The 12,629-nt window shown below is 44.4% G+C and carries 10 protein-coding genes and 1 pseudogene; 2 read left to right on the forward strand and 9 right to left on the reverse strand.

Annotation, left to right across the window (positions count from 1 at the left end; translation table 11 throughout):
- Window positions 1–152: 152 nt before the first annotated feature.
- The 3 genes from Q0171_RS01080 to Q0171_RS01090 all read right to left on the reverse strand — a co-directional run bounded on the left by Q0171_RS01080 (window position 153) and on the right by Q0171_RS01090 (window position 4,567).
- Window positions 153–2,243 carry an RNA degradosome polyphosphate kinase gene (locus Q0171_RS01080; protein ID WP_299325778.1) on the reverse strand — a complete coding sequence of 697 codons (2,091 nt, stop codon included), beginning with the start codon at window positions 2,241–2,243 and terminating at the stop codon, window positions 153–155.
- Window positions 2,244–2,470: 227 nt separating this feature from the next.
- Window positions 2,471–3,775, reverse strand: coding sequence for an amidohydrolase family protein (locus Q0171_RS01085; RefSeq protein WP_299325779.1), 1,305 nt, complete (start codon window positions 3,773–3,775; stop codon window positions 2,471–2,473).
- A 21-nt stretch (window positions 3,776–3,796) separates the two neighbouring features.
- On the reverse strand, window positions 3,797–4,567 hold the full coding sequence (locus tag Q0171_RS01090; RefSeq protein ID WP_299325780.1) for a cytochrome c biogenesis protein CcdA: 771 nt from the start codon (window positions 4,565–4,567) through the stop codon (window positions 3,797–3,799).
- A gap of 193 nt (window positions 4,568–4,760) precedes the next feature.
- On the opposite strand from Q0171_RS01090, the gene Q0171_RS01095 reads away from it, so the two are divergent.
- Both Q0171_RS01095 and Q0171_RS01100 read left to right on the forward strand, forming a co-directional pair.
- Window positions 4,761–6,362, forward strand: coding sequence for an anaerobic C4-dicarboxylate transporter (locus tag Q0171_RS01095; protein WP_299325781.1), 1,602 nt, complete (start codon window positions 4,761–4,763; stop codon window positions 6,360–6,362).
- A 425-nt stretch (window positions 6,363–6,787) separates the two neighbouring features.
- Entirely contained in the window at window positions 6,788–8,701 is a 1,914-nt protein-coding gene (locus Q0171_RS01100; protein ID WP_299325782.1) for a VWA domain-containing protein, read from the forward strand.
- Between the two features lie 21 nt (window positions 8,702–8,722).
- Here the strand turns inward: Q0171_RS01100 and Q0171_RS01105 are convergent, their stop codons facing one another.
- The 6 genes and pseudogenes from Q0171_RS01105 to Q0171_RS01130 form a co-directional block, all read right to left on the reverse strand.
- Window positions 8,723–9,598, reverse strand: coding sequence for a hypothetical protein (locus tag Q0171_RS01105; protein WP_299325784.1), 876 nt, complete (start codon window positions 9,596–9,598; stop codon window positions 8,723–8,725).
- The gene (locus Q0171_RS01110; protein ID WP_299325786.1) at window positions 9,595–9,978 is read right to left on the reverse strand and encodes a type II toxin-antitoxin system death-on-curing family toxin; all 384 of its coding nucleotides are present in this window, start codon (window positions 9,976–9,978) and stop codon (window positions 9,595–9,597) included. Before Q0171_RS01110 ends, Q0171_RS01105 begins: the two co-directional genes overlap by 4 nt.
- Window positions 9,975–10,169 (reverse strand): hypothetical protein, encoded by a 195-nt coding sequence (locus tag Q0171_RS01115; protein ID WP_082199456.1) that lies wholly within the window; start codon window positions 10,167–10,169, stop codon window positions 9,975–9,977. Before Q0171_RS01115 ends, Q0171_RS01110 begins: the two co-directional genes overlap by 4 nt.
- Window positions 10,170–10,189: 20 nt before the next feature.
- Window positions 10,190–10,460 (reverse strand): annotated as a pseudogene (locus tag Q0171_RS01120) (type II toxin-antitoxin system YafQ family toxin).
- Window positions 10,457–10,708 carry a hypothetical protein gene (locus Q0171_RS01125; protein WP_237014292.1) on the reverse strand — a complete coding sequence of 84 codons (252 nt, stop codon included), beginning with the start codon at window positions 10,706–10,708 and terminating at the stop codon, window positions 10,457–10,459. Before Q0171_RS01125 ends, Q0171_RS01120 begins: the two are co-directional and overlap by 4 nt.
- A gap of 59 nt (window positions 10,709–10,767) precedes the next feature.
- On the reverse strand, window positions 10,768–12,477 hold the full coding sequence (locus Q0171_RS01130) for a hypothetical protein (RefSeq protein ID WP_299325793.1): 1,710 nt from the start codon (window positions 12,475–12,477) through the stop codon (window positions 10,768–10,770).
- Between the last annotated feature and the right edge of the window lie 152 nt (window positions 12,478–12,629).

Genomic DNA, 12,629 nt, shown 5'->3' on the forward strand with positions numbered 1-12,629 from the left:
TGCAATTATGCCTAATGGTTGTTGTTTTATCAATAAATTATCCTATCTGCCCTGGGAACGCCCAATGCTAGAATCTGGACACTAGAGAGATCCTGGCTTCCATACAACCAAAAGTCGCGAGAATCTACCAAATCAGTGCTGATTCACCCAATCTAGGATTCTCCAACCATGCGTTGCAGGAGTTTTTTCGCCTTGGCTTGGGCGGCTTTTTTGTTAGAGTTTGAGCTATAAATCTCATTGACATAGCGCTCATATACAATTTGCGAGGAGATTGGATTCTCCTTGGGGGTGGGGATTTTGCGATACTCACCATCGCTTAAAAGCTCATGTGCCTGGACATTATCACTTAGCTGGATTGTGAGAATTTCTATAAGTCTATCGGCGATTAGCTTGTTTGTCGCTGGGGTAAGCAGCTCGACACGGCGCTCGAGATTTCTGGGCATGAGATCTGCGCTGGAGAAATACACTCGCTCTTTAGCATGGGCGAAATAGTAGATTCTAGCATGTTCTAAATATTTGCCAATGATTGAATGCACGCGGATATTTTCACTCATGCCTTTAACCCCCGGGCGTAAGCAGCACACACCGCGGATAATAAGATCAATTTGCACACCAGCTTTTGAAGCAGCATAGAGCGCCCTTATCACATCAGTATCGACAATGGCATTAGCTTTTAAGATGATTCGCCCATCTTTGCCATGCGTAGATTCTGCTTTGATGAGATCTAGGATTTGGGGCTTAATCTGCGTAGGTGCCACACGCAGGGTATCGAGCTCGGTTTTATGCGAGCTACCTGTGGAGAGCGAGTGAAACAGCTTGACCACATCATTACTAATTGCTGGATTACTCGTAAAAAGGCTTATATCTGTATAGATTTTCGCCGAGGCGGTGTTGTAGTTTCCTGTGCTTAGATGGACATATTCGATGATTTTATCGCCCACTTTTTTAATCACAAGCGCAACTTTGGCATGGACTTTGAGTCCTGGCACACCATAGATGACATGCGCGCCAGCAGATTCTAGTGCGCGCGCCCAATGCAAGTTGTTCTCCTCATCAAAGCGAGCTTTAAGCTCGACAAGCACGGTTACTTGCTTTTCTTCTGCTGCTTGGATTAGGGCTTTGACTATGGGGGAATTTTTGCCCACGCGATAGAGTGTCATACGAATGGAGAGGACATCTTTGTCCTTCGCAGCAGTGGTGATAAAATCTACCACCGGGTCAAAGCTCTCATAAGGGTGAAATGCGATAATATCGCTGGATTCTATGGTGTCTAGGATATTGCCTTCAGGGTCGATGGGCGGCAGAGTCTTAGGCACAAATGGCGCAGAGCCCAAATGCGCAAAATCTTTTGCCCCTACAAGCTCCCAGAGCGAGCCAAGATTTAGCAAAATCGAGTAAGAATACACATCTTCAAGCACGACTTCTACTTGCTTTTGGACAAATTCCTTAAGCTCTATCTTGCCCTCTCCTATCTCTAGGCGTGTGATCTCCCCTCTCCGCCGAGCGCGCAAGCCCTCACTCATTAGCTGCATAAAGTCATCAGCTTCATCTTCTTCTATCTCAAAATCCGCATTGCGCGTTACGCGAAATGGCACATAATGCTCCAAGCTATATCCTAGGAAAAGCTCTGCTGCAAACTCCCCTACGATACTCTCCACAGGCACAAACACCCCGCCATCAAGCTCGACAAACCGCTTCAGCACGCGTGGAATCCGCACAATGCCAAATTTCTGCTCTTTCGTCTCATTATGCGCAAGCTCCACAGCAATCCCAAAGCTTAAGTTATTCAAATGCGGGAATGGGTGAGTAGAATCCACTACAATTGGCACAATAACCGGATAAAGATAGCGCAAAAAATACTCGCGCAAACCCTGCTTCTGCGTTTTGTTTAGCTCGCTGAAATTTTTTACCTTGAGCCCTTCTTTATCGAGCTTATCCGCAATCTCAGTAAAAAGCTCTTGGACATGAGATTTTTCTGTGTGGAGATACTCACGGATATGAGCGAGCTGCTGGGCAGAGGTGAGTTTGTCCGCGCCAATCTCACTAATCCCGCTTGCATAGAGCTTTTTAAGCCCCGCTACTCGAATCATATAAAACTCATCGAGATTTGTGCCATAGATTGCAAGGAATTTCAATCGATCAAGTAATGGAGTCTGGGCATTTTTCGCCTCATGTAAGACACGCGTATTAAACCGCAGCCATGATAATTCTCTATTGAAAAACATCGTATCTGCCATTTCCATAATTTTTCCTTGTTATGAGTTGCTCTTTATTGTATCTTAAAGAATGCAAATTTTTCTATTTTGCTCGAAGCAAAAGTTAGGCAGAAGCCAGGAGCTTTATAGGGGAATCGATAGCGATCCAGAGTCCAAGCGCAATCCAGTGCGAGTGGAGATTCTGGGCTACATTATGGGATTCTAGTGCAAGGAGCTGGATAGATTCTGGGCTAATGGTGCATTGGAGCTGCTAGCTAGCAATTTACGCGTTTGCCTGCGATGATGACTTGCTCCACAGCGCCAGAGAGCGTCTCGCCATTATAGGGGCTGGAAAGATCGCTAATGGTGTGCGTGTGGTGTAGATCAGCGATGATGAGATCCGCATCTAGCCCCACTTCTAGCGCGCCTTTTGGCAGGGAGAGAAGCCTAGCTTGTGCATAGGAAGTAAGCTCGCTAAAGCGCGAGAGTGTGATTAGCCCGGATTTCACAAGATGGCTAAAGCCTAGTGAGAAGTAATGCTCTAGCGCGTTTATCCCAAAGCTAGCAGACTCAAAGACTTGGTCTTTTTTAGACTTGTAGCTATCGCTTTGCAAGCAAGTAAGCAGGCTAATGCCAGAATCTAAATGCGCGCGGAGCTTTTCACGCGTGGTAGGGTCTTTAAGCGGAGGGAAGAGCTTAAATCGCGTGTCAAACGCCGCGCAATGCTCATCGCTTAAAATCAAGTGGTGCAAGGAGGTCTGCGCTAAGATTTGCGCACCCATTTGCCTGAAGCACTCGATAATCTGCAAGGATTCTACCTCGCTAATGACATCAAACACCCACTTTGTCCCACTATATCGCGCTAGCTCACAGAGCTTTGCTACTTGCAGGGTTTGGGCTAGAGGGGGGATCGCTGGAAGCCCTAGCTGCGCACTTACTTGGGACTCATTCATCACGCCCTCACTTAGGCTTGGCTCTTGGGGGCTGGCGATGATGGGGACTTGGAGCATTTGGGCGTATTGAGCGATTTTGTAGAGTGTGTAGCCATCGAGCGCTTGACTAGTGTCTTTTGCTTCATTTTGTGCCTGCCCGCCTTTTGCACCCTTGCCCTCTCCTGGCGTGCCAGATTCTGGGGCGAAATCCAAGTAAATCGCGCGCGCTCCAGAATCCACAAGCATGGCGATTTCGCCCATTTGACCAGCACATTCTTGGAGCTTGCACGGCGCGATACTAGGAAAAAAATGCACATGCAAACCAGAATCTAGCAAAGAGACCAGCTCGATAATCGCAGCAGAATCGATACGAGGAGTGGATTCTGGACGCAGGAGGATACTGCCTACGCCACCTTTGAGGGCTTTTTGCGTGAGGGTTTCGAGGTTTTTGCGCGAGAGGGTTTTGTTTTTGGGGTAAGCCATATCAATCAGCGCTGGCATGATCACCCGCGCCCCACATTCGATAACTTCCTCATTTGCTTGTGGCAAGAGATCTTGCCCGATCTCGCATATCACGCCATTTGCGATACGCAAATCCGCCCTCGTCTCTCCCTGATAATCACACAATGTGCCGTTTTTTAGTAGCATATTCTCCCCTTAAGATATAAATTAACCCCAAATCAATGCGCTCCACCACTGCGAGAGCAAATCCACACTCCCTGCCATGATAAGCACACCCATGATGATAAGCACCACCCCAGAAATAATCTCAATAGTGCGCATAAATCGCTTCAATCGCGCGAGCAAGCGAAACCCACGCTCCAGCAGTAGCGCTACGAGTAAAAACGGAAGTGCAAGCCCGCAGGCATAAAGTAGCAACAACACCACACCATAGTCCGTCGTCCCCACCACGAGCGTGATTGCGCCAAATATCGCGCCCGTGCAGGGCGTATAGCCAAGTGCAAAGCTAAGCCCCAGCACAAAAGGCGCGAAAATCTCCACAATCCTCGCGCGCCAGGTAAGCTTCAAATCAACATGCAAAGTTTTATAGAGAAAATTTAGTCGCCAAATCCCCAAAAAATGTATGCCAAAACCAAGCACAATAAGTCCTGCGACGATATTTACAACCCTAGACTGCATAAGTGTGATGACACTTGATAATGCGAGTCCTAGCCCTACAAACACCAGCGAGAATCCAAGCACAAACAGACACGAGCGCCAGAAAATTTTGAGCCGCAAGCTCTGCCCGCCTTGAGCAATATGACTAGAATCAAGCTGCTCGAGTGAAACGCCCGAGATGTAGGACATATACGCTGGGACAAGCGGGAGAATGCAAGGAGAGAGAAATGAAAGCGCACCTGCGACAAATGCAATAACAAACGGCATAGCAGCAGTGCCATTGTAGAACGATTGCAGTAGCAGCTCTTCCATTAAATTCATATCCTAATGTTGTGGTATGTATGTGATTGCATGCCTTATAGATTCTGGGTGGTTAAACATTGGCTGAAATTGTAACGATTTTATGTAATTTTTGCTATGATTTGGGGCTTTTGTTGATGACTGGGCAAAGTTTTATCAGGGCTTTGGACTTTCTCGTATTTTATCCCTACAATAATTTTTCAAAGGAGAGTAAATGGATTTTCTTGTAAATCTTAGCGAGGGCTGGCAGTTTAGCATTCAGCTTTTGGTGGTGCTTATTTGTCTATTTTATGGTGCGCAAAAAGGCGGTATCACGCTAGGGCTGCTTGGTGGGATTGGTATTTTTGTGCTTGTGTTTGGCTTTGACATTAAGCCGGGCAAACCTGCCATTGATGTTATGCTTACGATTTTGGCGGTTGTGGTGGCAAGTGCGACATTGCAAGCAAGTGGTGGGCTAGATGTTATGCTGCAAATTGCGGAGAGAATCCTGCGCCGCAATCCAAAATTCCTAACCATTCTTGCCCCCTTTGTTACCTGCTTCCTTACAATGCTCTGTGGCACAGGGCATGTTGTTTATACGATTATGCCTATCATCTATGATATTGCGATTAAAAACAATATCCGCCCAGAGCGACCTATGGCAGCTGCGTCTATCAGCTCGCAAATGGGGATTGTCGCCTCGCCTGTATCCGTGGCGGTAGTGAGCCTAACCGCGCTACTTCTCAATGCAGATCATAAGCTTGCAGGCTTTGATGGCTATATCAACTTGCTGCAAATCACTATCCCTAGCACATTGTTTGGCGTGCTGATGATTGGGATTTTTAGCTGGTTTAGGGGGAAAGATTTGGACAAAGATCCAGTGTTTCAAGCAAAGCTCAAAGATCCAGAGTTTAAGCAATATGTCTATGGGGATTCTAAAACGCTGCTAGGTGTAAAACTGCCGAAAAAAGACTGGGTAGCGATGTGGATATTCCTAGGGGCGATTGGTGTGGTCGCGTTGATTGGGGCGTTTGACTCGCTTAAGCCCACTTGGGGACAGAAGTATGACTACAAGGCGACTTTAGAGTCTGGCACTACATTGAAATGGACTCCAGAAAAGAGCGATAAAGGAGTCTTCACGCTTAAAGATGTCAAAATCGCTGATGTGGATAATCCCGGAGAAAAAATCGGGCTTGATAAGGCGATTAAAGCTGATAAGCTTGGCAAAGTAGAAGAAGGCAAGGTAGAGAAAGTCTATAAAGCCGATAAACTTGGCAACCCTGATATGGATAAAATCTCTATGGTGCATATTATCCAAATGTTTATGCTCCTAGCTGGCTCGCTTATCATCATTTTCACCAAAGTTGATCCCAAAAAGATCGGTAGCAACGAGATTTTCAAATCTGGTATGATAGCACTTGTGGCGGTGTTTGGGATTTCTTGGATGGCGGATACGATGTTTGCCGTGCATACGCCGATGATGAAATCAGCCCTAGGTGATATTGTTAAGGCACACCCTTGGACTTATGCGATTATGCTGCTGCTTATTTCAAAGTTTGTTAATTCTCAAGCCGCAGCTCTTGCAGCATTTGTGCCAATCGCCCTAAGCATTGGTGTGGAGCCTGGGATCATCGTGGCATTTGCCGCAGCGTGCTATGGCTACTATATTTTGCCAACTTACCCAAGCGATCTAGCGACCATTCAGTTTGACAGAAGTGGGACGACACATATTGGTAAATTTGTCATCAACCATAGCTTCATCTTGCCCGGGCTTATTGGGGTGTTTAGCTCTTGCTGTATTGGGTATGTGCTGGCGATGGTGGCAGGCTATATTTAGTTTTTTAAACAATTCAGCTTTGGGTGGGCAATGCGGCAGTATTGCGATTTTTGTGAAAGGCACGACCGCTAAGGTCGCTAACCTTCCCCAAAAATCGCAAAGCTCCCACAGCCCCACCGCAAATCTTAGAATCGTGTTGAGACAAACAAGCGTAAAAAGCGGATTCTAGCTCCAAATCCTAGAATCCTTTGCGAAGTCTTACATTTTTGAGTCTTATCCTTAGAATCCACTTTTTCACTAGCGGCGTTTCCGTCATTGCGAGCGGTGCTTGCACCGCGTGGCAATCCATACTTGCGCGTTAATTATGTTGTTTCAAAAGTGGATTCTAGGGAGTGAAGTAACTTTTAGGGCAAACGATTCTAAGGTTTGCGGTGTTGCTTTGCTTGCTTTGCTAAAATTTTGGGGTAGGAGTTACCTAAGCGGTAATGACTGCCTCAAAATTTGAGCAATCAGGCAAATGGATACCCAAAACTGAATCGCTTGAAAAAGTGGATTCTAGGGATAAGGTCATAAAAAAGCACTCCCACCTAAAACCCAAGCCACAAGGAGAGAAAATGAAAAAACTTAGCAAAATCCTAGCAATCTTTGCCATACTCGTAGCAGTGGGGTCTGGGATATTTACCGCCTGCTTTTTTAATCATCAAAGTAGCTTGCAAGAGAGAATGCCCAATATGGTCGATATGCCCCTCCACTATGAAAGTCTATCGTATGAAAGTCTATCGAATGTCGGTCCGGTTGTCAGCAAAGTAGCTCCCCACGCTATGAGAGTCGCGCCAAACCACAGAGAAATGGCAAAATCCACCGACTCTTTTGTGCAAAAAGATGAAAATCCCTTCAAACTTGTGGCAAATAATCCGCTCTCTACCTTTAGCTCCGATGTCGATACCGCTTCGTATGCCATTGTGCGCAAAGTCATAGAGTCTGGCAGATTGCCTAGCCCTGATATGGTGCGTATAGAGGAGCTGCTCAATAGCTTTTCCTACAATTATCAAGCACCAAAGGGCGATGAGCCAATCTCCATAAACCTAGAGCTCGCACCCGCTCTGTGGAATCCTGCGCACAAAATCGCGCGCATAGGCTTGCAGGCAAAGGCGATTGACTGGGATAAACGCAAGCCATTTAATCTTGTTTTCCTTATCGATACTTCTGGCTCGATGCAAGGTGAGAGCCGCCTAGGGCTTGTGCAAAAGTCCCTAAAACTCCTAGTAGAAAATCTAAGCTCCAAAGATTCTGTGGGGATTGTTACCTACGCTGGAAGCTCTACAATCGCGCTAAAGCCCACTAATGATAAGAAAAAGATCCTAGAAGCTATCGACTCACTTAGTGCCTCTGGCAGCACACACGGAAGTGCTGGGATAGAGGACGCCTATAAGCTTGCGCAAAAGCATTTTATCAACGGCGGATATAATCGCGTGATCCTAGCTACTGATGGGGATTTCAATGTGGGGATCACAAGCGAAAAAGACTTGCTAGACCTCATCAAGCAAAAGGCGCAGGGCGGGATCTATCTCTCGGTGTTTGGCTATGGTATGGGGAACTACAAAGACTCTATGCTTCAAAAGCTCGCCGACTCTGGCAATGGTAACTACGGCTATATCGACACGCTCCTTGAAGCCAAAAAGCACCTAGTCGAGCAAGTAGGTGCTACACTCATTACCGTGGCAAAAGATGTGAAAATCCAAGTGGAGTTTAACCCTGCTAAAGTCGCTGCATATCGGCTTATCGGCTATGAGAAGCGATTGCTAAATGATGAGGACTTCAACGATGATAGCAAGGACGCAGGTGAAATGGGAAGCTCCCATCGCGTTACCGCGCTTTATGAGATTGTCCCTGTGGGGGTAGAATCTAGCCTAGCTACTCTCAATAATGCCAAGCTCGCCCCAGATGCCAAGGGCATTATAGATCCGCTCAAATACACCCAAACCACCAAGAAACAATCACCAAGTCAAGTAAATGGCGCAAATGAAAATGGTGCAGGAAGTGCCGAGTGGCTTAATGTCAAAATCCGCTACAAAGAGCCTGCCAACAAAGCGCGCAATGATGAGCGTAGCAAGCTTATCGAGCGCGCACTAGATTCTAGCGCGATTTTGGCTACACCTAGTGCAGATATGCGCTTCGCCCAGAGTGTGGCGGGCTTTGGGTTGCTGCTTATGGACTCTAAGTTTGTGGATTCTAGCTTTAGGGGCGATTCAAGTAGCAAAAATAGCACACAGAGCAAAAGCGGCTATCAAACAATCCTTGACACTCTAAGTCAGCAGGGCGTATGCGATGATAGCTATAAGCAGGAGTTCCTAGGGCTAGTGGCAAAGGCAAGCCGCCTTGCCAATCTTGCCAAATGACTTGGCAGGCTAGCCTTAAATCTACTTTAGCAAAAAGCCGTATTCATAGACTTTTACTTCTATCTTTTTGGCTAAGTTTTTTAAGGTGTAGTTGAGCTCTCCTAGCTTTTGCTTGTAGGCTTCATCTTGGGCTTTTTGGGGTGGGTTCATTTTGCCTTTGTCATTAAAGCCTTGAAAGTGGGCTTTGATGTCATAGAGTGCGGCGTTTGGGTTGTAGTCTTTAGAATCTCGTGTTTGTTCGTGGTAGTGCTTAAAAAGCTCTTTTCCTGCTTGTAGCACTTCTTTTGCTTCATCGCTAAAAATTAGTGGCTTTGTGGGAATAAAGTCTAGCTCATCTTTAAACAAGCTTTTACTATCAGTGCTTTTAGAATCTGGCTTGATTTTGCCTTGCAAAAAGTCTTGCATAAAGTAAGATTCAAAGGCTTCAGCTGCGTCTATATCTTTTTCACTAAAGGGGATAAAGTGATTTATGCCCTCTTTGCAAGTGATTCTATTTTGTCCGTGAAATAGCATAAAGGCAAGGCAGTCGCTATGAAACTCTGTGTCCTTTTCCCATTTTGTATTTGGGCTTAGGAATTGGTCTCTATCATTTATCCAAGTGGCTTTAATACAATGACGGACGGAGAAGTAAATGCTTGTTGGAATGAGATTATTTGGTGTTATGGTGTTTTTCATTTGATTGTTTGTTGGCATAAAATTTAATATTGCTATATGATTATTGTGTTGAAAATCTGGGGAGTCAGCCATTAAAATTCCAAGAATAGAATCTGTTGTTGGCTCAAAAGTTTTTAGCCACTTGTTAATGCTTTCTTTATTGTCTAGCGTTGTATAAAATCGCTTTTTTCCTAAACTCGCCCCGTTTTCATCAAAAGTATCTAGGGTTATGCTCTTTTTCATTCAATGCCTTTTAGCATATCGCTTAGAATCTGTTTTAGCTCATCTTTACTTAGCTCATCACTTGCTACGCTAACGATAATGTCTTCTAGCTTTTGATAGAAGTCTTTTGGCGTGGCTTTGTGGTTGAGCGTTATAAAGGCATCGCCGATAAGCAATGCGGTGCGTTTATTACCATCTGCAAAGGGGTGAAACTTCACACAGGCAAACATTATATGCGTAAGCTTATCTATAAATCTTGGGTAATAATCATCATTTTGGATTTGTGTTAAAGCAGAATCTAAAAGAGCGATTTGCTTAGGGTTTGCCCCTTTTAGTCCGCCTATTTCATCTAGCATATCATCGTGGATTTTTTGCACTTCTTGTAAGCTTAAATATCTCATTTATCTTTTAGCCTTTCAAATACTGAGCGAATCTCTGGGTCTTGTAACTTGTTTTTTAACTGCTCTCTTACACTTTCAAAATCGCTTTTAGATTCTGGCTCTTTTGTAATCTTTAAATCACTTTTTAAGCCTTTTAGGCTTTCAATCACTTGCAAAAGTTTAGAATCTACATTTTCTAATATCAAAGTCATTTCTGCTCCTTTTATCAAATTTAAAACACTTCGCTATGGCTACTAATACGCATTGCCACTAGTTCTAAAAAGTCATCATTGTAACGATAAATCAGCACTAAACAAGGCGCGGATATGGCAGTCCCTACAATTTGCATACTCTCCTTTAAGTGCGTGGTCTTTGTATTTTGGCTCTAGACTCTCACCATTAGCAAGGCGTGTGAGAATCTCTAGCGTATGCTCTTGGTCTTTTGGGCTTAACTTTTTAAAGTCTTTTTTAAAAGCTTTTGTATAGGTGATTGTGTATTTCACGATAGAAGCTCCGCTTTTAGCTCCTCTATGCTGTCAAAAGATTTTAGTGTGCCTTTCTTGCGTTTTTTCTCAATCTCTTTAAGCGATTTTTTTAGCTTTTTTGCTGCTTTTTTGCTTGGTGTGTAGTCGTGGGCTTTACAAATAGGGCATTCATCTTGCACTTCTATTTGCAAGTCTTTATTTAATCCTTGTAAAGATTCTATAACACGCAAGGTGTTTGTATCTACATTTTCTAATATCAAAGTCATTTTCTACTCCTTAGTGTATTTTTTGGATTCTAGCAAAATATTTGTGCTTTAGCTTATTACTATTCTTTTTGGCTTAAATCCCATATCAAAAAGCCTATGGGGAAGTTTCCTTTGACATTATCAAAGGTGTAAGCTGGAGCGATAAAGCCTTTTAGAAACTTTGCTTGAAAAGTCTCTCTAAACTTTACAAAATTACTAGAGTTAATGTATTTCAATTTTGAAAAGGCGGCTAGGTGGCAGTGTGGAATCTCATTGTAGATTCTAAAGAAAAATTGTGCGAAAAGCTCATTACTCGCCTTCCCCATAGAATCTTTGTAGCGTTCATAGGTGGCATTACCTAGGCTTACGCCATCTTTATTTTTGCCTGTGCCTGTGGTTTGTGCTGTTGTGCCAGCTTCTGCATAGGGTGGATTGATGAATATAATCAGCTTTTTGCGCTCATTTTCATCGGCTAGGATTTGCCGCAGCTTCTTAGGCAGTTTAGATTCTGGAGCATGAGAGTCCAAGCTATCATTTAGAAAATCAAACTGAAAGATATGATTTTCTAGTAGCGGCAGAGAGGCATTGCGAGAGAGCTCTTTCATCACATCTACATCGGGCACATCAAGCGTGGAGGCAAAAATACGCGCAGGGTTGTTGAGATTTGCCAGTAGGTTGCCCGTCCCTGCGGCACAATCCCAGATATAATACTCCTCCTGCCACTCCTCCCCTAAGGCTTTTTCAAGGTAGCTCTGTGCTTTTTCTACCCAGATCTGCGGGGTGAAAAATGAGCCTTTGCGCTCTCTAATGTCGCTTGGCACAAGCATATCTCGGCGCGAGATGATAAACTCCCAATACTCCTCTTTAGGCGGTCTCTCATAGAGATTCCAAAAGGCTATATGGGCTTTTTGCTCATCTCTAAACTCTGCCCGCTGCCCGCTAAAAAGCCCTAGCGAGTTTTTCTCACGCATAAGCTCGTAGTGATTATGCTCTAAAACCACAAAAAGCTTTTCTTTAATGCTTTGATTATCAATACTCAATAGGTCTGCCAAGAAAAAATCCGCTTCAATGATATTTGATTTTCTCGCAGCTTCCCAATCTATCCAAATAGAATCTTTCACGCTTGCAAGCCATTTTTGATACACGCTCATAAAGTTGTTTTTACTAATGGGGATTTTGTGGATTTGGTCATTGCTTAGCGTGAAGTTGGCTAGGATAAAAGCTCGCAACTCTTTGGCGTCATTTTTGAGATCAAACTGGAGCTTTTTAGAATCTAGCAGCGCACTTAGTGTGCCTTGGAGCTGCTTAAACTCTTTGCTATCGTGATTGCTTGGTGTAACATTCCAATTGAAGTCATTTTGGGAAAATACGCTCATCACCTCGTGATAAGGGATAAAGGCGATTTTCTCACAATCAAAAGCTCCTAAAAATAGCGGAGGCAGGTAGGATTCCTGCGTGCGCTCCTTGCCTATGGTAAGGATAAGCTGGATCAAAGACTCGATGATGTCAGCCTTGTTGCCCTTTTTCGCCTCTGCCCACAAAAAGTTTATGGGCTCAAAAAGTGTTTTGCTAGTAAAACTCACACAAAAGTCAATCCGCCCTAAAATTGCACTGCAATCAAGCGCACCTAAAATGGCTTTAGTATCTTTGTCAAGCTTAGAATCTTTCATGCTAAAAACTTCGAGTAGCTCTGGGTGCGTGGGATTTAGGCTGAAAAAATCCTGCTTGATTCTGGCTTTTATCTCTTCTTCTGCGAGATTGGTGGGGTAGAGAGTGGTGGTTTGACTCATTGACACTCCTTATTGACACTCTTTGGTGAATGTGCTTGGATTACAAAAACTTGTATGGAAGATTTGTGCTCAATTGTAACCAAAAGCGCGATAAATCAAAATATTTTGCAGCGAACTATCACTAAAGTCGCAGGACTGCAAGACAGGCAGAT

Origin of the sequence: uncultured Helicobacter sp. (assembly GCF_937906905.1) — a bacterium.
Lineage (GTDB): Bacteria > Campylobacterota > Campylobacteria > Campylobacterales > Helicobacteraceae > Helicobacter_B.

What these genes read in the sequence shown, in the direction of transcription:
- Q0171_RS01085 (WP_299325779.1), bottom strand. Translation starts at nt 3,775, where the DNA reads ATGCTACTAAAAAACGGCACATTGTGTGATTATCAGGGAGAGACGAGG.
- Q0171_RS01095 (WP_299325781.1), top strand. Translation starts at nt 4,761, where the DNA reads ATGGATTTTCTTGTAAATCTTAGCGAGGGCTGGCAGTTTAGCATTCAG.
- Q0171_RS01115 (WP_082199456.1), bottom strand. Translation starts at nt 10,169, where the DNA reads ATGACTTTGATATTAGAAAATGTAGATTCTAAACTTTTGCAAGTGATT.
- Q0171_RS01125 (WP_237014292.1), bottom strand. Translation starts at nt 10,708, where the DNA reads ATGACTTTGATATTAGAAAATGTAGATACAAACACCTTGCGTGTTATA.
- Q0171_RS01090 (WP_299325780.1), bottom strand. Translation starts at nt 4,567, where the DNA reads ATGAATTTAATGGAAGAGCTGCTACTGCAATCGTTCTACAATGGCACT.
- Q0171_RS01130 (WP_299325793.1), bottom strand. Translation starts at nt 12,477, where the DNA reads ATGAGTCAAACCACCACTCTCTACCCCACCAATCTCGCAGAAGAAGAG.
- Q0171_RS01080 (WP_299325778.1), bottom strand. Translation starts at nt 2,243, where the DNA reads ATGGAAATGGCAGATACGATGTTTTTCAATAGAGAATTATCATGGCTG.
- Q0171_RS01105 (WP_299325784.1), bottom strand. Translation starts at nt 9,598, where the DNA reads ATGAAAAAGAGCATAACCCTAGATACTTTTGATGAAAACGGGGCGAGT.
- Q0171_RS01100 (WP_299325782.1), top strand. Translation starts at nt 6,788, where the DNA reads ATGACTGCCTCAAAATTTGAGCAATCAGGCAAATGGATACCCAAAACT.
- Q0171_RS01110 (WP_299325786.1), bottom strand. Translation starts at nt 9,978, where the DNA reads ATGAGATATTTAAGCTTACAAGAAGTGCAAAAAATCCACGATGATATG.